Source organism: Cupriavidus sp. 22TCCZM01-5, from assembly GCF_057798915.1.
Genome location: NZ_JBYOJR010000003.1, coordinates 188,833 through 207,534 on the forward strand (window position 1 = coordinate 188,833; position 18,702 = coordinate 207,534).

The 18,702-nt window shown below is 66.3% G+C and carries 19 protein-coding genes; 3 read left to right on the forward strand and 16 right to left on the reverse strand.

Going from position 1 to position 18,702, the window contains the following annotated elements:
- Positions 1-39: 39 nt before the first annotated feature.
- From AC3FNH_RS04505 to AC3FNH_RS04515, 3 genes are all read right to left on the reverse strand, one after another.
- Positions 40-1,923, reverse strand: coding sequence for a gamma-glutamyltransferase family protein (locus AC3FNH_RS04505; protein ID WP_488719204.1), 1,884 nt, complete (start codon positions 1,921-1,923; stop codon positions 40-42).
- A 124-nt stretch (positions 1,924-2,047) separates the two neighbouring features.
- The gene (locus AC3FNH_RS04510) at positions 2,048-3,208 is read right to left on the reverse strand and encodes a CAP domain-containing protein (protein WP_488719205.1); all 1,161 of its coding nucleotides are present in this window, start codon (positions 3,206-3,208) and stop codon (positions 2,048-2,050) included.
- 209 nt (positions 3,209-3,417) lie between these two features.
- Positions 3,418-4,356, reverse strand: a complete 939-nt coding sequence (locus tag AC3FNH_RS04515) for a LysR family transcriptional regulator (protein WP_488719206.1) — start codon at positions 4,354-4,356, stop codon at positions 3,418-3,420.
- 186 nt (positions 4,357-4,542) lie between these two features.
- Here AC3FNH_RS04515 and AC3FNH_RS04520 point away from each other — a divergent pair, with 186 nt between their 5' ends.
- Complete coding sequence (locus AC3FNH_RS04520; protein ID WP_276097918.1) at positions 4,543-5,805, forward strand: acyl-CoA dehydrogenase family protein; 1,263 nt, start codon at positions 4,543-4,545, stop codon at positions 5,803-5,805.
- A gap of 139 nt (positions 5,806-5,944) precedes the next feature.
- The gene (locus AC3FNH_RS04525) at positions 5,945-6,637 is read left to right on the forward strand and encodes a glutathione binding-like protein (RefSeq protein ID WP_488719207.1); all 693 of its coding nucleotides are present in this window, start codon (positions 5,945-5,947) and stop codon (positions 6,635-6,637) included.
- A gap of 49 nt (positions 6,638-6,686) precedes the next feature.
- On the opposite strand, the gene AC3FNH_RS04530 is transcribed toward AC3FNH_RS04525, so the two are convergent.
- A complete protein-coding gene (locus AC3FNH_RS04530) occupies positions 6,687-7,526 on the reverse strand; it encodes a hypothetical protein (RefSeq protein WP_276097920.1) in 840 nt (279 codons plus the stop codon).
- A 264-nt stretch (positions 7,527-7,790) separates the two neighbouring features.
- Here AC3FNH_RS04530 and AC3FNH_RS04535 point away from each other — a divergent pair, with 264 nt between their 5' ends.
- A complete protein-coding gene (locus AC3FNH_RS04535; RefSeq protein WP_276097921.1) occupies positions 7,791-8,180 on the forward strand; it encodes a helix-turn-helix domain-containing protein in 390 nt (129 codons plus the stop codon).
- Between the two features lie 6 nt (positions 8,181-8,186).
- Here AC3FNH_RS04535 and ureG read toward each other — a convergent pair whose 3' ends face one another.
- The 12 genes from ureG to urtB all read right to left on the reverse strand — a co-directional run bounded on the left by ureG (position 8,187) and on the right by urtB (position 18,678).
- The gene (gene ureG, locus AC3FNH_RS04540; RefSeq protein WP_276097922.1) at positions 8,187-8,816 is read right to left on the reverse strand and encodes an urease accessory protein UreG; all 630 of its coding nucleotides are present in this window, start codon (positions 8,814-8,816) and stop codon (positions 8,187-8,189) included.
- Between the two features lie 14 nt (positions 8,817-8,830).
- On the reverse strand, positions 8,831-9,523 hold the full coding sequence (locus AC3FNH_RS04545; protein WP_488719208.1) for an urease accessory protein UreF: 693 nt from the start codon (positions 9,521-9,523) through the stop codon (positions 8,831-8,833).
- Positions 9,524-9,544: 21 nt separating this feature from the next.
- Positions 9,545-10,198: an urease accessory protein UreE gene (ureE, locus tag AC3FNH_RS04550; RefSeq protein ID WP_488719209.1), complete on the reverse strand. Its 654-nt coding sequence runs from the start codon at positions 10,196-10,198 to the stop codon at positions 9,545-9,547.
- A gap of 19 nt (positions 10,199-10,217) precedes the next feature.
- Positions 10,218-11,936 (reverse strand): urease subunit alpha, encoded by a 1,719-nt coding sequence (gene ureC, locus AC3FNH_RS04555; RefSeq protein WP_488719210.1) that lies wholly within the window; start codon positions 11,934-11,936, stop codon positions 10,218-10,220.
- Entirely contained in the window at positions 11,933-12,238 is a 306-nt protein-coding gene (locus AC3FNH_RS04560; protein WP_488719253.1) for an urease subunit beta, read from the reverse strand. Before AC3FNH_RS04560 ends, ureC begins: the two co-directional genes overlap by 4 nt.
- A gap of 10 nt (positions 12,239-12,248) precedes the next feature.
- On the reverse strand, positions 12,249-12,860 hold the full coding sequence (locus AC3FNH_RS04565; RefSeq protein ID WP_488719211.1) for a HupE/UreJ family protein: 612 nt from the start codon (positions 12,858-12,860) through the stop codon (positions 12,249-12,251).
- A gap of 50 nt (positions 12,861-12,910) precedes the next feature.
- Positions 12,911-13,213 (reverse strand): urease subunit gamma, encoded by a 303-nt coding sequence (locus AC3FNH_RS04570; RefSeq protein WP_011297175.1) that lies wholly within the window; start codon positions 13,211-13,213, stop codon positions 12,911-12,913.
- 45 nt (positions 13,214-13,258) lie between these two features.
- Positions 13,259-14,128 carry an urease accessory protein UreD gene (locus AC3FNH_RS04575; protein WP_488719212.1) on the reverse strand — a complete coding sequence of 290 codons (870 nt, stop codon included), beginning with the start codon at positions 14,126-14,128 and terminating at the stop codon, positions 13,259-13,261.
- Positions 14,129-14,262: 134 nt separating this feature from the next.
- Positions 14,263-14,955: an urea ABC transporter ATP-binding subunit UrtE gene (gene urtE / locus AC3FNH_RS04580; protein WP_276097928.1), complete on the reverse strand. Its 693-nt coding sequence runs from the start codon at positions 14,953-14,955 to the stop codon at positions 14,263-14,265.
- A 2-nt stretch (positions 14,956-14,957) separates the two neighbouring features.
- On the reverse strand, positions 14,958-15,806 hold the full coding sequence (gene urtD, locus AC3FNH_RS04585; protein ID WP_276097929.1) for an urea ABC transporter ATP-binding protein UrtD: 849 nt from the start codon (positions 15,804-15,806) through the stop codon (positions 14,958-14,960).
- Positions 15,803-17,017 (reverse strand): urea ABC transporter permease subunit UrtC, encoded by a 1,215-nt coding sequence (gene urtC, locus AC3FNH_RS04590; RefSeq protein ID WP_488719254.1) that lies wholly within the window; start codon positions 17,015-17,017, stop codon positions 15,803-15,805. Before urtC ends, urtD begins: the two co-directional genes overlap by 4 nt.
- Positions 17,017-18,678 (reverse strand): urea ABC transporter permease subunit UrtB, encoded by a 1,662-nt coding sequence (gene urtB / locus AC3FNH_RS04595; protein ID WP_488719213.1) that lies wholly within the window; start codon positions 18,676-18,678, stop codon positions 17,017-17,019. The genes urtC and urtB overlap by 1 nt, the downstream gene beginning before the upstream one ends.
- Between the last annotated feature and the right edge of the window lie 24 nt (positions 18,679-18,702).

Sequence of the window (18,702 nt, forward strand, 5' to 3'; positions counted from 1 at the left end):
GCGGGACCATGGATCCCGCCTTCTTTATGCCTCGGGCGCTCAGTCCCCGAGCGCCACCCCTTCGCGCCTCGGATCGGCACCGCCCGCCCAGACCTGTCGGCCGTCTGCACGCTGCCGGCGCATGATGGCCTGCGTGCCGCTGGTCATCTCGATTTCCGCCACCTGGTGGCCACGCTGCTTCAGGGCGTCGGCCAGCGCTGGCGTGACCAGTCCCTTCTCCAGCTCGGTTGGCCCGTTGCGGCTGCCGAAGTTGGCCATGCCGATGGCCGCCTGCACGTCCATGTTCCAGTCCAGCAGGCCCACCAGCGTCTTGGAGACGTACTCGATGATCTGCGAGCCGCCGGGCGAGCCCACCGTGCCCAGGAACTTGCCGCTTGCCCGGTCGAACACCAGTGTCGGCGCCATGGACGAGCGCGGGCGCTTGCCCGGTTCCACGCGGTTGGCCACGGCCTTGCCGTTCTCGCTCGGCACGAACGAGAAATCGGTGAGCTGGTTGTTCAGCACGAAGCCACGCACCATCAGGTGCGACCCGAAATAGGATTCGACCGAGGTGGTCATGGAAATGGCACCGCCCGCGCTATCCACCGCGACGATCTGGGATGTCGAGATGCGCGGCGGCGAGCGGTCCGGCGCGAACGCCACCGCGGTGCCGGGCGGCACACCAGGCTGGGCCTTGCCCATGCTCTTGTCGCCGATCAGCGACGCACGCTGCTCCAGGTAGGCCGGGTTGACCAGGCCAGCAATGTCGACCTGCACGAAGTCCGGGTCCGCCACGTAGAGGCCACGGTCGGCATAGGCCAGCCGGTCGGCCTCGGCAATCGCATGAACCGCGTCAGGATTGGCCTCCATCACGGCCGGCGTGCTGACCGCAGCCGGCTTGAGCGTTGCCAGCGCGTATGCCGGGTTGCGGGTCTCAAGCGCCTGCAGCGTGCCCAGGATCTGCGCCAGCGCAATCCCGCCCGACGATGGCGGCGGCATGCCGCAGATTTTCCAGCGCTTGTAGTCGGTGCAGACCGGCACACGCAGCTTGGCACGGTAGCTCGCCAGATCACGCGTGGACAGGCTACCCCGGTTGGAACTGCCGTTGACCTTCGCGGCGATGTCGCGCGCGATCGGGCCGGTGTACAGCGCGTTGGCGCCGCCCGAGGCAATGGTGCGGAGCGTCTGCGCAAGCTGCGGGTTCTTCAGGATCGTGCCGGCCGGCTTGGGCTTGCCCTGCGCATCGAGGAAATACGCAGCCATTTCCGGAGAGTTCGCCAGGAACTTGTCGGTGGCCACCTGTGCGTAGAGGCGCGGAGAGATTGGGAAGCCCTTTTCCGACAGCGAGATCGCGCGCTGGAACAACTGGGCCCACTTGAGCTTGCCGTGCTCACGGTGTGCCAATTCCAAGGCACGCAGTATGCCCGGCGCGCCCACCGAGCGCCCGCCGATCTGCGCCTCGCTGAACTCCATCGGCTTGCCGTCAGGCCGCTGGAACAGGTTCCCGGTAGCGCCTGCAGGCGCGGTCTCGCGGCCGTCGAAGGCCTGCACTCGCTTGCCGTCCCAGTACAGGATGAAGCCACCGCCGCCGATCCCCGAGGCCTGCGGCTCCACCAGCGTCAGCACCGCCTGCATGGCGATGGCGGCGTCGATGGCCGAGCCGCCCTGGCGCAGCACATCGCGTCCGGCTTCGGTGGCGAGCGGGTTGGCCGCCGCGGCCATGTATCGCTGAGCGTAGACCGTCGACATGTCGGTGCGGTAGCCCGACGCAATCTCCGGTGCGGGTGGCAGCGTTGCCGTGGCGGGAGGAGGTGCCGCGGGCGCGACCGTGGCAGCGGGCTCCGCAGGGGCGCCGCCCTGCGTACCGCAGGCAGCCATAAGCGCCGAAAGCGCCACAACCATCGAACCGCGCCACGCCGATCTCGATGCAAGCAGGTGAGCCATGGATATCTCCGCCAGGAACGATGTGCCGATTGTAGTGGCCGCGGGCGCACGGCGGTGTCGGACAAAACCCGACAAGCTTCCACCGGCTTAAGCCGGCGGAGCATGGCGAAGTGGCTAAGGCGACTCAGCGCGTCGTGAACGACCAGTCAAGATTAACCGTCTGCCCGCCCAGCTTGCCGCTCACGGCAACCTTGTAGCGCTGGCCGCTCACCAGCGGCGCGAGCGGCGTGCAGATCGCCAGTCCGCGCGCGGCGCCGGACAGGCCGGATGAACGGCTGTCCACCTTCAGGCAGTCGACATTGCGGCCCTGCGCGTCAGTGATGGTGAAGCTGTCGGCATCGAACTGCAGCGAGGTGTTGATCGCCTGCAGCGATACTGGATAGCCCATGGTCTTGCCGTCGTAGCCGGGCGCGGGATTGGGGCTTTCCGAGTTGACCCAGCTGGCCGGCACATCGGCCTGCCCGTCAAACGGATACGAGACCATCTGGTTGTCGGTGCCGCCTTTCGATGCATCGGCGAGATCGACCGTCTGGTAGTAGTAGGCGGCGGTGCCGCTGCCATTGGGGCCCACGCTCTCGGCATAGCCACTGCCCGCGGACCCGTAGCTGCCCAGCAGCGCGGCGCGGTGGAATGGCGCGTTGATGAGGTCCGACACGAGCGCATCCTTAGGCGACAGGGAAAGCTGCGCGTTGGCCACCGACATCCACTTGTTTGCCCCCGCCACCACTTCCGCGTCGGCATTGGTCGGGTACGCGGCCTGGATCCGGGCATCAGGCGTGGCGCCGGTGTAGCCGGGCTTGCCCGCTACTTCGTCGTGGGTCAGCGTCTGGTTCGCCAGCATGTAGGCCGTGTGGTTCTGCGCGACGTTGTTGAGCGCATCGCGAGCCGCCAGCGGCGGCAGGCCCACCTGCTCGCGCCGGTAGTTGGCGTAGCACAGGCCCGCACTGCGCGCGTCGTCGAGCACGCGATAGTTGCTGACAGCACTGCCCAGCGCGGGCAGCAGCGTCACGCCGCCACCGGCCGGGGCAGCGGGCCTCGTGCCGCTGACCGTGTAGCACCCGCCAGCGGTCACCGGCGTCGACCCCGCCTGGGTCGCGCTGCTCTGCCCCGATGGCTGCGTGCTGCCCCCTGCCGGCGTGCCATTGCCGCCGCCATCACCTCCACCACCACAAGCAGCGAGTGCCGACAACAGCACCATCCCACCGAGCGTTCTCAGGCGCACGGTGACGGCGCGGGCAACAGGAAAAATGGATGTGTTTTCAGCAGGCAAGCGTTTCCCGTTCATCGATCTGGAGGGTCGTGGTTCTGAGGGAGAAACTGCCCGTGGCAGCCCGGCATGGCGGGCGCAGCAGGCATCACCGGAACGCAGGCGCGGGCTTGCGCGGTGACGCCGGGGGCAGGCGTGAACCGACGATGGTAGGCAGGGGGTATGCGAGCGTCCAGCCTGCTAACAATGGCTTACGTGTGACCCGCGCGCGCTGCACCAGCGCGGTGTCAGGCCGCTGGCGCGGGTTCCGGCGTGCCGCCGCTGAGCGAGGACATCACGGCCATGAGCTGCTCGCGCAGCCACCGGTTGGCGCCGTCGTTCTCACCGCCGGCATGCCAGTAGAGATGCAGCTCGAGCGACGGCACCTTGAACGGCAGCGACAGGATGCGGTTGGCATAGGGTTCGTTGGCAATGCGCGCGTAGCGCAGCGGCAGCGTGGCCAGCAGGTCCGTGCAGCTGACCACGCGGCACGCTGCCGCGTAGTGCTGGCAGCGCAGCCGTACCCGGCGCGTGAGCCCCATGCGGTGCAGCGCCTGGTCTTCGAGCCCGGCGCCACGCCGCCGCGAGGACACATGCACGTGCTCGGCAGCCAGGTAGCGCTCCAGCGTCAACTCCTTCTTCACCAGCGGATGGTCGCGGCGCGCCAGTACGACCATCGGGTCCGCCATGAACGGGGCGTGATGGATCGCCGGCGAGACCGGCAGCAGGATGTCGATGGCGGTGTCGATGGTCCCGGCCAGCAGCTCCGATTCCATCTCGCGCCGGTCAAAGCGGATTGCGGCGATCTCGACGTGCGGTGCCGCCGCGGTCACGCGCGCCATCAACGGCGGCAGCAGCGTGGATTCGAGCGCGTCGCGCATGCCGATGGTGAAGCGGCGCACCGTGTTGGTCGGATCGAAATGCGGCGTGTCCTGCAGCGTGCGCGCAAAGGACTGCAGCGCCGCGCGGACCTCCGAGGCCAGCGAACGCGCCAGCGGCGTCGGCGCCATGCCCTGCCCGCGCCGCTCGAACAGCGGGTCGTCGAACAGGCCGCGCAAACGCCCCAGCGCATGGCTCACGGCCGGCTGCGTCAGGTTGAGCTGGCGCGCCGCCGCGGTGATGCTGCCTTCGCTGTAGATGGCGTCGAACACCACGAAGAGATTGAGGTCGATGCGGGATAGCTGCATGGTTTGCATTCTGGCACGGAATGCAGGACATTGATACTGGCAAATCCAGAAAATTCATTTTTGTTATTACCAAGTTTCGGATACAGTGCATTCCATCGGCCTATGCCACCGTACGCCGCTGACTGACCGTACCAAAACCGAGTCGCCGGATCCCCGGCGCGCCACAACTGGTTACGAGGAGACCCCATGCAATTCGAGTACACGCCGAAGGTCAAGGAAATGCAGGCCAAGCTGCTGGCCTTCTTCGACCAGTACATCTACCCGAACGAAAAGCGCTTCTACGAGGAGATCAACGCCAATCGCCAGGCCGGCAACGCCTGGGTGCCAAGCAAGCTGATCGAGGAACTGAAGCCCAAGGCACGCGAAGCCGGCCTGTGGAACCTGTTCCTGCCGCGCTCGCCGCGCGCGCCGCAAGGCCTGTCGAATCTCGAATACGCGACCCTGTGCGAGATCATGGGCCGGGTGCCCTGGTCGGCCGAGGTCTTCAACTGCGCCGCGCCGGACACCGGCAATATGGAAACCCTCGAGCGCTACGCATCCGAGGAACTGAAGGATCAGTGGCTGGAGCCGCTGCTCGCCGGCGAGATCCGCTCCGCCTTCCTGATGACCGAGCCGGCAGTCGCTTCGTCCGACGCGACCAACATCGAATGCCGCATCGAGCGCGACGGCGACCACTACGTGATCAACGGCACCAAGTGGTGGTCGTCGGGTGCCGGCGATCCGCGCTGCAAGGTCTACATCGTGATGGGCAAGACCGATCCGAACGCGGGCCGCCATGAGCAGCAATCGATGGTCGTGGTGCCGGCCGACACGCCGGGCATCACCATCAAGCGCTTCCTGCCGGTGTTCGGCTATGACGACGCGCCGCACGGCCACATGGAGATCGAGCTCAAGAACGTGCGTGTGCCGGTTTCGAACATCCTGCTCGGCGAAGGCCGCGGCTTCGAGATCGCGCAGGGCCGCCTCGGCCCGGGCCGTATCCACCACTGCATGCGCAGCATCGGCGTGGCCGAGCGCGCGCTCGAGCTGATGTGCAAGCGCAGCCTCGAACGCGTGGCCTTCGGCAAGCAGATCGCCCGCCAGGGCGTCACGCAGGAGCGCATCGCCGAAGCCCGCTGCGAAATCGAGATGGCTCGCCTGCTGACGCTCAAGGCCGCCTACATGATGGACACCGTGGGCAACAAGGTGGCCAAGGCCGAGATCGCGATGATCAAGGTGGTGGCCCCGAACGTGGCGCTGAAGGTGATCGACTGGGCCATCCAGGTGCATGGCGCGGCTGGCGTGTCGAGCGATTTTCCGCTGGCCAACTGGTGGGCACACCAGCGCACGCTGCGCCTCGCGGATGGTCCGGACGAGGTGCACCGCAACGCCATCGCCAAGCTGGAACTGGCCAAGCACATGGGCCTGGACCCGAAGGAAGTCAAGATGCCGGTGGCACGCGGCTTCTGAACCCGCTCCCGGAACACCTGCGGGGCACCCCTGCCGGCAGTATGGAAACGCGCAGCCTCGCTGCGCGTTTTTTTCTTCTGTGCTTAAATCGCCCGGCCTCCCCTCAGAACCCATTTCGCAGCCAGGAGTCTTCATTGCGATGATCGACGTCTATAGCTGGGCGACGCCCAATGGCCACAAAGTCCATATCATGCTCGAGGAGTGCGGCCTCGAGTACAAGGTCCACCCGGTCAACATCGGCGCGGGCGACCAGTTCGCCGAGGACTTCCTGAAAATCAGCCCGAACAACAAGATCCCCGCCATCGTCGATTCCGACGGCCCGGACGGCCAGCCGATCTCGCTGTTCGAGTCCGGCGCCATCCTGCTCTACCTGGCCGGCAAGACCGGCAAGTTCCTCCCGGAAGACGTGCGCGGCAAGTACGATGCGCTGCAATGGCTGATGTTCCAGATGGGCGGCGTCGGCCCGATGCTCGGCCAGGCGCACCATTTCCGCATTTACGCGCCCGAGAAGATCGAGTACGCCGTCAACCGCTACACCAACGAAGCAAAGCGCCTGTACGGCGTGATCGACACCCGGCTCTCGCGCCACGAATGGCTGGCCGGCGACCAGTACACGATTGCCGATATCGCCACCTTCCCGTGGCTGCGCAGCTGGCAGAACCAGGGTGTGGAACTCGACGATTATCCGAACCTCAAGCGCTGGTTCAACATCATCGCCGAACGACCGGCCGTCAAGCGCGGCGTGGAAGTCCTGGCCAATGCGCGCAAGCCGCTGCAGGACGACAAGGCGCGCGAAATCCTGTTCGGCGCGACGCAGTACAAGCGTCACTGACACCGGACGTCCCCGGGCAGCTTGCTTGCCGCCCAGGGACAGCCGCCGCTCAGGCGGGCAAGCACTCCGACCAGCTTCCATAGGGCGCGCGCCGCATCTCCACGACACCGGGCCGCGCGCCAGGCAACAGGCGTGCGGCACCGCAGGTATCCGGTACCGCGGCCTGCACCGGGCCACTGCAAAACAGCAACCCGGTAGCAGGCAGCAATGCTTCCAGGCTGTACGACTCATGCGGATCGGGCACGAACAAGGTCCCGGGCTGTGCGAAATTCAGATAAGTCTCCCCTCCCGTCCACGAACGTACGCCAAGCGCGCCACGGTGGCATAGCGCCCAGCGCAGGCCGCGGATCTGCAGACACTCCCCTTCCGGCAATTGCGCAAATCCGGCACGCATGCCAGGCGCGGGCTTCATGCCGCTGCCGGCGAACTCCTGCTCGCCGCTGACGACGTCGCGCAGCGTTGCCACGCATCCCAAGGCATTACGCGACAGCTCACCCTGCAACAAGGTGTCTTCGAACGACATAGCGCCGTCGTAGGCGGAACTATCATCGGGCACGACGCGGACCAGGATGCTGTCGAGCGCCGACTGGACTTGCATCGGCATACCCGGCATCGGCGCAAGCATGTCGGCGCAGCCAATCGTCACGGCGTCGCGACCCGGCGCGGCGATGCGAATGCCCCCGCGCAGGCAAGCCCACCATTCGCCGCGCCTGGCCATGAAATCGCGCTGCGACTGGCCAGCCTGCAGGAAGACGTAGTCGCACGTGCTGCCCGGCCCCGCACAGGCCGGCAGCAAGCGGAAATGAAATCCGATATGAAGGTCCGCTGAAGCGGCGCGGCCGCGGCGGAAGGAACGCATTGGCGCGTCGAACAGCGAGTAGATCTGCATGGCAATCCCCTGACAGAGCGAAGGAGACACGATGGTCCCCACAGACGCAACGACCCCCGCGTATTCGACGCGAGCCTGCCCTTGCGTGTTGCCCCGTTTGGCACGGCCGCCAGGCCGCCCGGTTCATGCCACGGGTGCAGCGCCTTTTTTCTTGCGCATCCCTTGAACTGCGGATCAGGCACCAATGGTGAGTGCGAATATAAGTTGTCGTGGCCGCAGCGTCAAACTCCTAGTGTCCTGTTCCGCAGATATGTCCCATCGATCATGACTGACCAGACTCTCAGACAATTCGGATTGCATCTTGCCAGGCTGCGCAAGCAGCGTGGCTGGTCGCAGGAAACGCTCTCGCTGGAAAGCGGACTGGCCCGTTCCTACCTGAGCGGAATCGAACGCGGCAAGCGCAACCTGGCGCTGCTCAACATCTGCATGCTGGCGGACACGCTCGGCGTGCCGCCTTCGGCGATGCTCGATTTCCCGAAGCAAGGCAGCAACATGGTCCAGGTGGAAGAGCCGCGCTCCGTATTCGGCAATGCGCAGAACGCGGCTATGGAAGCCACGCTCCGGCACATGGCTGAACTCAACGAAGCCGAGGTGGACCTGGTAGCGGCAGTGGCCCGTGCGCTGGCGCGCAAGGGCAGCTACAGGCAGGGGTGAGCGGGTTCAGACACCCAGCATGCCCTGGCGCTCGATGAAACGGACCACCTCGTCCAGCCCCTGCCCCGACTTGACACTGCCCATCACGAACGGGCGCTCGCCGCGCATCTTGCGCGCGTCGCTTTCCATCACGTCGAGCGATGCGCCGACATACGGTGCAAGGTCAGTCTTGTTGATGACGAGCAGGTCGGACTTGGTGATACCAGGGCCTCCCTTGCGCGGAATTTTCTCGCCACCAGCCACGTCGATCACGTAGATGGTCAGGTCGGACAATTCCGGGCTGAAGGTGGCCGCCAGGTTGTCGCCGCCGGACTCGATGAAGACCACGTCGGCATCCGGGAACTTCGCCAGCATGCGGTCGACGGCTTCGAGATTGATCGACGCATCTTCGCGGATGGCCGTATGCGGGCAGCCACCGGTTTCCACGCCCATGATGCGTTCGGCAGGCAGCGCACCGGAGATCGTCAGCAGGCGCTGGTCTTCCTTGGTGTAGATGTCGTTGGTGATGGCGACCAGGTCATAGCGGTCGCGCATCGCCTTGCACAGCATCTCCAGCAGCGTGGTCTTGCCGGAACCGACGGGACCGCCGACGCCGACGCGCAGCGGAGGGTGTTTCTTGGTACGAGCCTGGGTCATGATGGCTTCGGGATTCAGGAACGGAACAGCCGGGAATACTGCGTTTCGTGGCGTGACGAAAGCAAGCCCAGCATCGGGGAAAAGGTGGAAAGCTGCGGCGGCGATGCCGCGGCGCGCTGAACGGCCTCGTCGACCGCGGCCAGCACCGCATCGTGCAGGCGCCGCAGCATGTGCTGCGCGGCCACCTGGCCAAGCGGCACCGCCTTGATGGCGGCGGCGACCTGGTTCTCCGCCCAGTTGAAGCAGTAGGCGGCCAGGCCTTCGCGCTCGTCCACCTGCAGTGCCACGCAGGCCGCGGTGAATGCAGTGGGCAGGCAGGTCGGCGACAGGCTGGCCAGATGTTCGCGCAAGGCGTCGCCGCCCCACTCCATCTGCCCCACCAGCTTCGCGAGCGACCAGCCCATCTGCTCGGTCTCGAGCCGCAGTTCGGAGGTCTCGCGCGTGGCGTGAAACCAGTCGTTGCACTCGCGTACCGCCTCGACATCCATGGCGCTCCAGCGGCGATGCAGCAACAGCCACACCGGGGCTTCGCAGTGCGCCTGCACATGCAGCAGGTTGTCGCGAATCCAACGCTCGGCGGATTCGGCGTCGCGCACATAGCCGCTGTCGATCGCGGCTTCGAGGCCTTGCGAATAGCTGAAACCGCCGATGGGTAGCGCCGGGGAGGCCAGGTGCAACAGGGAGATGAGTTGGCGCAGCGGTGTCATGGTCGGCGTGAAGTCACGCGTTCAGTGCTTGTGTCCGCAGTCGGGGCCATGGACGTGCCCATCTTCGTCATGATCATGGGCATTACCGTGATGGTGCGAGTGCGAGTGCGAGTGCGAGTGCGAGTGCGAGTGCGAGTGCGGGTGCCCATGATCGTGTCCATGGTGCTCATGGAACACGGCCTGCGCCGCCGCATAGTCCTCCGCGAAGGTCGCATCGTGGCCATGCTTGTGTCCCCCGCCATAGGCACCCGCTTCGGGCTCGAATGCCGCGTCGGCCTGCACGGCCTGTACGCCAAGGCGCGCCAGCATGTCGGCCAGAACGGGATCGAACTCCAGCCGCAAATAGTCGCGCCCCACCTCGACCGGCGTGTGCCGGTTGCCGAGGTGATACGCCGCGCGCATCAGGGCGTGCGGATCGGCCGACCGGACTTCCAGCACGCGTTCCGCAGCGGCCTGCACTTCGACAAAGCTGCCATCCTCGGCCACCAGCAAGTCGCCGCCGCGCAGTACTGTGCCGCGCGGCAGGAACAGCGCGGCTTCTTCGCCGTTGTCGAGCACTGCGCGCAGACGGCTCTTGCTGCGTTCGCCAAATGGCAGGACCAGCTTCGGGGCACGGCGCACCAGCACGGCAGCAATGCCGTGCGGGGCGCTCAGGACTTTGTCGATCGTCAGCATGTGGGAATGCGCCGGAATGTCAGAACAGGAAATAGCGCTGCGCCATGGGCAGCTCGGTTGCGGGCTCGCACATCAGCAACTGGCCATCGGCCACGACCTGATAAGTCTCCGGATCCACAGTGATATGCGGCTGCCAGTCATTGTGCACCATGTCGCGCTTGCTCACCGTGCGTGCACCGCGAACCGCTGACAGCGTCTTGGCCAGACCATAGCGTTCGCCGACATTCGCCGCGAGTGCCGCCTGCGAGACAAAGGTCAGCGACGACTTGTGCAGCGCCCCGCCCGCCGATGCGAACATGGGGCGGTAGTGCACCGGCTGCGGCGTGGGGATCGAGGCGTTGGGGTCGCCCATCGCCGCGGCGGCGATCATGCCGCCCTTCAGGATCAGGCTTGGCTTTACGCCAAAGAACGCCGGACGCCACAACACCAGGTCCGCCCACTTGCCCACTTCGATCGAACCCACTTCATGCGCAATGCCATGTGTCAACGCCGGGTTGATCGTGTACTTGGCGATATAGCGCTTGACGCGGAAATTGTCGTGCCCGCCGCGCGCATCATGCGGGTCGCCGGGCAGCTTGCCGCGCTGCGCGGCCATCTTGTGCGCGGTCTGCCAGGTGCGGATGATGACCTCGCCCACGCGGCCCATGGCCTGCGAATCGCTCGAGATCATCGAGAACGCGCCAAGGTCGTGCAGGATGTCTTCGGCCGCAATCGTCTCGCGCCGGATGCGGCTCTCGGCAAAGGCGATATCCTCGGCAATGGCCGGGTCCAGGTGGTGGCACACCATCAGCATGTCGAGATGCTCGTCCAGCGTGTTCACCGTATAGGGCCGCGTCGGATTGGTCGACGACGGCAGCACGTTGGCCTCGCCGCACACCTTGATGATGTCCGGCGCATGGCCGCCGCCGGCGCCTTCGGTGTGATACGTGTGAATGGTGCGGCCCTTGAACGCGGCAATGGTCGCCTCGACAAACCCCGCCTCGTTGAGCGTGTCGGTGTGGATCGCAACCTGCGTATCGGTCGCATCGGCCACCGACAGGCAAGTGTCGATCGCCGCGGGCGTGGTGCCCCAGTCTTCGTGCAGCTTGAGGCCGATGGCACCCGCCTCCACTTGCTCAAGGATCGGCGCCTGCTGGCTGGCGTTGCCCTTGCCCAGCAACCCAATGTTCATCGGGTACGCCTCGATGGCCTGTAGCATGCGCTCCATGTACCACGGCCCCGGTGTGACGGTGGTCGCGAACGTGCCCGTGGCCGGGCCCGTGCCGCCGCCGATCATGGTGGTCACGCCGCTCATCAGCGCCTCTTCGATCTGCTGCGGGCAAATAAAGTGGATGTGCGTATCGATGCCGCCAGCGGTGACGATCATGCCCTCGCCTGCAATCACTTCGGTGCCGGGACCGACCACGATAGTCACGCCCGGCTGGATATCCGGATTGCCAGCCTTGCCGATCCCCGCGATGCGCCCGCCCTTCAAGCCGATATCGGCCTTGACGATGCCCCAGTGGTCCACGATCAGCGCATTGGTGATGACGGTGTCGACGCAGTCCTTCGCCATGCGCTGGCTCTGCCCCATGCCGTCGCGGATCACCTTGCCGCCACCGAACTTCACTTCCTCGCCGTAGATGGTGAAGTCCTTCTCGACTTCGATCACGAGCCCGGTGTCTGCCAGCCGCACGCGGTCGCCGGTGGTCGGGCCGAACATTTCGGCATAGGCCTGCCTGGAGATCTTCACCATCACAGCGCTCCCATGATCTTGCCGTTGAAGCCGTAGACGATCCTGTCGCCATCGAGCGCCACCAGCTCGACGGTGCGCGTCTGGCCCGGCTCGAACCGCACCGCGGTACCGGCCGCGATATTCAGCCGGAAGCCGCGCGCGGCCTCCCGATCGAACGCCAGCGCGGCGTTGGTTTCGTAGAAATGAAAATGCGATCCGACCTGGATCGGCCGGTCGCCAGTATTGGCAACCGTCACGCTCGCCGTGGGCCGGCCAGCGTTGAGTTCGATCTCGCCATCGGCGGGCATCAGTTCACCGGGGATCATCATCGTCTCCTCAGGCAACCAGCAGGCCGGCACCGTACAGCGCCACACCCGCACCGGCCACGCGCGCGAGCCAGCCAGCGCGGTGGCGCAAGTACGTGCCGCCGACAATACCAAGCAGATGCAGCGCCATGGTCGCCACCGCGAATCCGCCGACATAGGCCAGCACAGCCGGCATTGCAGCGGCCGTAGCCGGCAGCTCTGCACCGTGCGCATAGCCGTGGAACACCGCGAAGCCGCCGACGATCGCCATACCGGCCCATGCCGGCAGTTTCGCGCGGCTCGCCACCAGCACGCCCACCACCAGCAGCGACGCGGCGATCATCGGCTCCACCGCGGGCAGCGCGAGCCCGGCCAGTCCGAGCGCGGCGCCGACCAGCATCAACGTCACGAAGGCGAGCGGCAGGCGCAGCGTATCCGCGGCCGAGCGCGCACCCAGTGCGCTCCAGACACCCACCGCGGCCATCGCCAGCAGGTGATCGGCGCCGGTGAACGGATGCTGCAGGCCCGCCCACAGGCTGGCGCCGACGGTGGCGGCATCATGGCCCGGATGGGCAAACGCAGACATCGCGGCGAGGGACAGCGTGGCGCCCAGAGACAGGCGCAAGCAGGCGGAACGGTTCATGGAGGCTCTCGGTGAATGTTGTTGGCGTTGTCGGTGGGTCCGGTACGTCGTCAGACGATGGGATGATGAACGGTGACGAGCTTGGTGCCGTCCGGGAAAGTGGCTTCGACCTGGATCTCGGGGATCATCTCGGCCACGCCGTCCATCACGTCGTCGCGGCTCAGCACGGTGGTGCCTTCGTGCATCAGTTCGGCCACGGTGCGGCCGTCACGCGCGCCTTCCATGATCGCGGCCGTGATGAGCGCCACCGCTTCCGGATAGTTGAGCTTGAGCCCACGCGCGCGCCGACGTTCGGCCAGCAGTGCGGCGGTGAAGATCAGCAGCTTGTCTTTCTCTCTCGGTGTCAGTTCCATCGTCGGTGTCCTGGTTGTTCTCGTATGCCTTGTTGCTGTTGTCTCTCACGTGGCCCACAGGCGCAGCGGCCGTGCCGGCACGCCGTGGATCGGCTCGCGCAGCGCGCTCCACGCGTCAACCATGAGCTGCCGGACCGGCTCCATCTGCCGGCCCAGCACGCGCAGCAGCAACATCGACTGCGCCGGTGATGACAGGCACGTCACGCCAGCGCGCAGGTCAGCCGTGAACGGCAGGCGCTCCGCCAGCGTCTCGGCAAGTTCCTGCGTGGCTGCGCTGCCCACGGCCCAGAGCGTGCCCAGCACGCACATGCCGTCCAGCCCGGGTACCGCGCCGCGCAATGCCGATGCGGCGTCCAGCTGCGATTGCTCGATCCATAGCGCGCTCCCGTCGCAGCGCACCTGCGTGTCCAGCCAAACGGAGCCCCGCGCCCAATGCTCGCCGGACGCCTGCCGCCCGAGCACCACGGCGTCCCAGCCGATCGCGCTGCCGCCCGGCGCAACGGCCAGTTCGGTGGCGATGCGCGCGCGCGCATCATCGAAGACGATGTTCTCCTGCGGCAGCCAATCCAGCCGGGCGCCATCGTCGACCGTCAGGCGCACATGCTGCGACGCGTCACGGCCGAGCGACTTGTACCATTTGGTTGCACCTGGCGTCGCGATGACCGCGTGGGTGCCGGCTTCCGCATGCAGGGTGATATCGAGAGTGTCGCCGCCCGCCACGCCAGCCGGCGGATGCAGGATGACGGCGTGGCAGATGCCGCCTTCCGGATAGAGCGGCTTCTGCACCATCAGCGGGCCCCGGTGCTGCCGTCCGGCCAGCACGGTGCGCCCGCCACGCGCGGCAAAGCGCAGGCACAGGCTGGCCTGCCATGGCGCAGGCACGGCGGTAGTGGGAGGAAAATCAGGATGACGCATGGCTCGATGAATGGCCCGGCAATGCAAGCAGGGGCGAGCCGCGGCATGCGCCGCAGCGGATGCCGGAAATCATAGCGCGCCGTCCGCCGTCACGAAAGCGCAGCGCGCGGCACTCACCGACTCGCCCTGCACCATTACACGGCAATCAGCTCCCGCACACCGTCGTTCTCCATATTCACGCCCTCGCCCTTCGCCACGACTTCGCCCCGGCTCATCACCACGTAGTGATCGGCAATATGGCGCGCGAACTCGTAGTACTGCTCGACCAGCAGCACTGTCATGCCGAATTCGTCGACCAGCAGGCGCAGCGCGCGCCCGATGTCCTGGATGATCGACGGCTGGATACCTTCGGTCGGCTCGTCCAGGATCAGCAGGCCGGGCTCGCTCATCAGCGCGCGGCCGATCGCAAGCTGTTGCTGCTGGCCGCCCGACAGGTCGCCGCCGCGGCGCTGCCGCATGGTGCGCAGCACGGGGAACAGCTGGTAGATGCGGTCCGGCACGCCCGCGGGCCGCGCCCGGCTGGCCGCGCCGATCAGCAGGTTCTCTTCCACCGTCAGCCGTGGAAAGATCTCGCGCCCCTGCGGCACGTAGGCAAGGCCAGCCGACACCCTCTCATAGGGCGGCTTCTTCTCCAGTGCGTGGCCGTCCCACTGGATGCTGCCGCTGCGCGTGGGCACCACGCCCATCAGGCACTTGAGCAAGGTGCTCTTGCCTACGCCGTTGCGGCCCAGCAGCGTGGTGAGCTTGCCGCGCGGCACCTCGAAGCTGACGTTGCGCAGGATATGGCTGCCGCCGTAGAACTGGTTCAGTGCATTGACCTGCAGCATGGCTATCTTCCCAGGTAGGATTCGATCACGCGGTCATCGCGCTTGACGCTGTCGAGCGTGCCTTCGGCCAGCACGCTGCCTTCCGCAAGTACCGTGACTTTGCCTTCGCCGCCGGCCAGCGCCGCGACGAACTCCATGTCGTGCTCGACCACCATCATCGAACAGCTGCCGCGCAGGCTGTTCAGCAGCGCGGCGAGCTGCATGGTTTCCTCATCGGTCATGCCGGCCACGGGCTCATCCAGCAACAGCAACTGGGGTTGCTGCATCAGCAGCATGCCGATCTCCAGGCGCTGCTTCTGGCCGTGCGACAGCAGACCCGCCGGGCGGTAGGCCTCGTCTTCAAGGCCCGTCAGCGCCAGTGTTTCCTCGATGCGGCGATGCCCTTCCCCGGTCAGCCGCGCGCGCAGCGACGACCACCAGCGCTTGTCGGCCTTCATCGCGAGCTCCAGGTTCTCCCAGACGGCATGCTGCTCAAATACCGTGGGCTTCTGGAACTTGCGGCCGATGCCGACCTGCGCGATGCGCGGCTCGGTCATGCGCATCAGGTCGATGGTCTGGCCCAGGAACACGCGGCCGCTGACGTTGGCATTGCGCGGACCGGTCTTGCCGGTGATGACATCCATCATCGTGGTCTTGCCCGCGCCATTGGGGCCGATCACGCAGCGCAATTCGCCGTGGTCGATCGACAGGCTCAGCTTGTTGAGCGCGCGAAAGCCGTCGAACTGCACCGTGAGGTCTTCCAGGTAAAGGATCGGTCCGTGCGAGACATCGATCGTGCCCGGTTCCATCACGCGGCCGAGACCGGTCGCGTTGCCGCTTTCCGCCTGGCCGTATTCAAGCGCGGCATTCATGCTTCACCTCCGGTACGCCCCGCCACGGCGGGACTGGATACGGCTTCCTGTGCGACCGGGCTCGCCGGCGTTGCGCGGCTGCCGCGTTCGCGCAGGCGCTTCCACAGCCCGATCACGCCATCGGGCAGGTATAGCGTGACCAGTACGAACATCGCGCCGAGCAGGAACAGCCAGTACTCGGCAAAGTAGGCCGTGAACATGGTCTTGGCACCGTTGACCAGGAATGCGCCGATCACCGGCCCGATCAGCGTACCGCGGCCACCCACGGCCACCCATACGGCCATCTCGATGGAATTGCCCGGCGACATCTCGCCCGGGTTGATGATGCCCACCTGCGGCACGTACAGCGCGCCGGCAATGCCGCACAGCACGGCCGAGAACGTCCATACGAACAGCTTGTAGCCGAGCGGGTTGTAGCCCGAGAACATCACGCGCATCTCGGCATCGCGTATGGCGGTCACGACGCGGCCCAGCTTGGACGTGACGATATAGCGGCAAGCCACGAACCCTGCGACCAGCGCAAGGAAGGTCAGCACGAACAGCGCCGCGCGCGTCTGCGGCGCGGCAATGGCATAGCCGGCGATACGCTTGAAGTCGGTGAACCCGTTGTTGCCGCCAAAGCCCGTTTCGTTGCGGAAGAACAGCAGCATCGCCGCGTACGTCATGGCCTGCGTGATGATCGACAGGTACACGCCCTTGATGCGCGAGCGGAACGCAAAGAAGCCGAACAGCCACGCCAGAACGCCGGGGACCAGCACCACCAGCAGCAGCGCATAGCCGAGGTGCTCGGTGCCGTGCCAGAACCACGGCAGCTCCTTCCAGTCGAGAAACACCATGAAGTCCGGCAGATCGCTCTTGTACACGCCTTCGCGACCGATGGACCGCATCAGGTACATACCCATCGCATAGCCGCCGAGCGCGAAGAACAGCCCGTGACCCAGGCTCAGGATGCCGCAATAGCCCCACACCAGGTCCAGCGCAATCGCGGCGAGCGCAAAGCACATGATCTTGCCGACCAGCGTCAGCGCGTAGGCCGACAGGTGCAGCGGATGGCCTGCGGGCACCAGCAGCGCGCACACCGGCACGCCGATCGCCACCACGAGTGTCAATACTGCCAGCATCGTCCAGGCCCGGCGGCTGAACAGCGGCTGGCGCTCGGGCACCGCAAGCCGGAAAGGCGCGCCTGGAGAGTTGGAATGAAAGCTCTGCATCATGCCTCCGCGCTGCGCCCCTTGAGCGCGAAAAGTCCCTGCGGCCGCTTCTGGATAAAGAGCACGATCAGCACCAGGACGAAGATCTTGGCCAGCACCGCACCGTAGAACGGCTCGATGAATTTGTTGATGATGCCCAGCCCGAATGCGCCGACGATGGTGCCGGCCAGCTGCCCTACCCCGCCCAGCACCACGACCATGAAGGAATCGATGATGTACGCCTGGCCCAGATCCGGACCGACATTGCCGATCTGCGACAGCGCGCAGCCGCCCATGCCGGCAATGCCCGCACCGAAGGCAAAGGCATAGCTGTCCACCTTCCATGTGCGCACGCCCACGCAGGCGGCCATGGTGCGGTTCTGCGTGGTCGCGCGAACAAACAGGCCAAGGCGCGTGCGGTTGAGCACCGCCCATGCGACCGCCACCACGGCCAGCGCGAACAGGATGATGACGATGCGGTTGTACGGGATCACCAGACCCGGCATCCACTCCATGCCACCGCTCATCCAGGCCGGATTGGCGACTTCCACGTTCTGCGCGCCGAACAGTGTGCGCACCGCCTGCATCAGCAGCAGGCTCACGCCGAACGTGGCCAGCAGCGTCTCCAGGGGCCGCCCGTAGAGATGGCGCAGCACCAGCCGCTCGAGCACGAAACCGACGATGCCCGCCGCCAGGAACGAGGCCGGCAGCGCCGCCGGCAGGTACCAGTCGAACGCGCCGGGCGCATAGGTGCGGAACAGCGTCTGCACCACGTAGGTCGCATACGCGCCGATCATCAGGAACTCGCCGTGCGCCATGTTAATGACGCCGATCAGGCCATAGGTGATGGCCAGGCCCAGCGCGGCCAGCAGCAGCACGCTGCCCAGGCTCAGGCCGGCAAACAGGTTGCCGATCAGCTCGGCACGGCGCTGGTCGCTGCGCAATGCATCGAGTGCCTGCTGGGCGGCAACGCGCACTTCGACATCGGCTTCACGGTACTTGCCGTCACTGCCGCGCTCGACCAGCGGAGCCAGTTTCTGGCGGCTTTGCGGATTGCTGTCGCGGCCCAGGACACGAATGGCTTCGAGTCGCGCTTCGCGCTGCGCCGAATCTCCCGGCTGGGTCTCCTCCGCCAGCACGGAAGTGGCCCAGATCACGTCCAACCGGGCGCGCAGACCGGGATCGGCCTCCATCTTGCGCGCGGCTTCGACGCTGGCACGCGAGGCACTCTCGGGCTGGTCGTACAGCGTATTGATGGCCTGCGTGCGCACCGCGATATCGGGCGACTGCAGCTGCAGGCTGCTTGCCGCGCTGTCGACGATCGCGCGCAGGCTGTTATTCAGGGTCAGTGATTCCAGCTCGTCGGCCTTGACCTTGACCGGCTGGCCGGTGATGGCATCGACGGTCTTGTCGCCTTCCTGGCGCACCATGCCTACCGACGGCGCGTATTGCAGCGCATCGTCCTGCAACGCTTTCAGGATGGGACCGGCCTGTTCCGGTGGAGCTTTGGCCAGCGCCGACAGGGCCGCGGTCTTGGCATCGAAATCGTCCTCGGCCAGTGGCTTGAGGTCGGCCTGCGACAATGCGCCCGCGGCAGCGGCCCATAGCGGCGCGGCAAGCAGCAGCGCAGCCAGCATGGCGCGCAGCCACGGCATGGCGCTCTTCGGTAACGATTGGGACATAGGTGCTGGACGAATGGGCGGCGC

Excerpts from the sequence above, each read along its gene's own strand:
- AC3FNH_RS04520 (WP_276097918.1), top strand. The coding sequence starts at position 4,543 with ATGCAATTCGAGTACACGCCGAAGGTCAAGGAAATGCAGGCCAAGCTG.
- AC3FNH_RS04530 (WP_276097920.1), bottom strand. The coding sequence starts at position 7,526 with ATGCAGATCTACTCGCTGTTCGACGCGCCAATGCGTTCCTTCCGCCGC.
- AC3FNH_RS04565 (WP_488719211.1), bottom strand. The coding sequence starts at position 12,860 with ATGAACCGTTCCGCCTGCTTGCGCCTGTCTCTGGGCGCCACGCTGTCC.
- AC3FNH_RS04575 (WP_488719212.1), bottom strand. The coding sequence starts at position 14,128 with ATGCGTCATCCTGATTTTCCTCCCACTACCGCCGTGCCTGCGCCATGG.
- ureE (WP_488719209.1), bottom strand. The coding sequence starts at position 10,198 with ATGCTGACGATCGACAAAGTCCTGAGCGCCCCGCACGGCATTGCTGCC.
- AC3FNH_RS04515 (WP_488719206.1), bottom strand. The coding sequence starts at position 4,356 with ATGCAGCTATCCCGCATCGACCTCAATCTCTTCGTGGTGTTCGACGCC.
- AC3FNH_RS04545 (WP_488719208.1), bottom strand. The coding sequence starts at position 9,523 with ATGACACCGCTGCGCCAACTCATCTCCCTGTTGCACCTGGCCTCCCCG.
- urtC (WP_488719254.1), bottom strand. The coding sequence starts at position 17,017 with ATGCAGAGCTTTCATTCCAACTCTCCAGGCGCGCCTTTCCGGCTTGCG.
- AC3FNH_RS04570 (WP_011297175.1), bottom strand. The coding sequence starts at position 13,213 with ATGGAACTGACACCGAGAGAGAAAGACAAGCTGCTGATCTTCACCGCC.
- AC3FNH_RS04505 (WP_488719204.1), bottom strand. The coding sequence starts at position 1,923 with ATGGCTCACCTGCTTGCATCGAGATCGGCGTGGCGCGGTTCGATGGTT.
- urtD (WP_276097929.1), bottom strand. The coding sequence starts at position 15,806 with ATGAATGCCGCGCTTGAATACGGCCAGGCGGAAAGCGGCAACGCGACC.
- AC3FNH_RS04525 (WP_488719207.1), top strand. The coding sequence starts at position 5,945 with ATGATCGACGTCTATAGCTGGGCGACGCCCAATGGCCACAAAGTCCAT.
- AC3FNH_RS04535 (WP_276097921.1), top strand. The coding sequence starts at position 7,791 with ATGACTGACCAGACTCTCAGACAATTCGGATTGCATCTTGCCAGGCTG.
- urtB (WP_488719213.1), bottom strand. The coding sequence starts at position 18,678 with ATGTCCCAATCGTTACCGAAGAGCGCCATGCCGTGGCTGCGCGCCATG.
- urtE (WP_276097928.1), bottom strand. The coding sequence starts at position 14,955 with ATGCTGCAGGTCAATGCACTGAACCAGTTCTACGGCGGCAGCCATATC.
- ureG (WP_276097922.1), bottom strand. The coding sequence starts at position 8,816 with ATGACCCAGGCTCGTACCAAGAAACACCCTCCGCTGCGCGTCGGCGTC.
- AC3FNH_RS04510 (WP_488719205.1), bottom strand. The coding sequence starts at position 3,208 with ATGAACGGGAAACGCTTGCCTGCTGAAAACACATCCATTTTTCCTGTT.
- AC3FNH_RS04560 (WP_488719253.1), bottom strand. The coding sequence starts at position 12,238 with ATGATCCCCGGTGAACTGATGCCCGCCGATGGCGAGATCGAACTCAAC.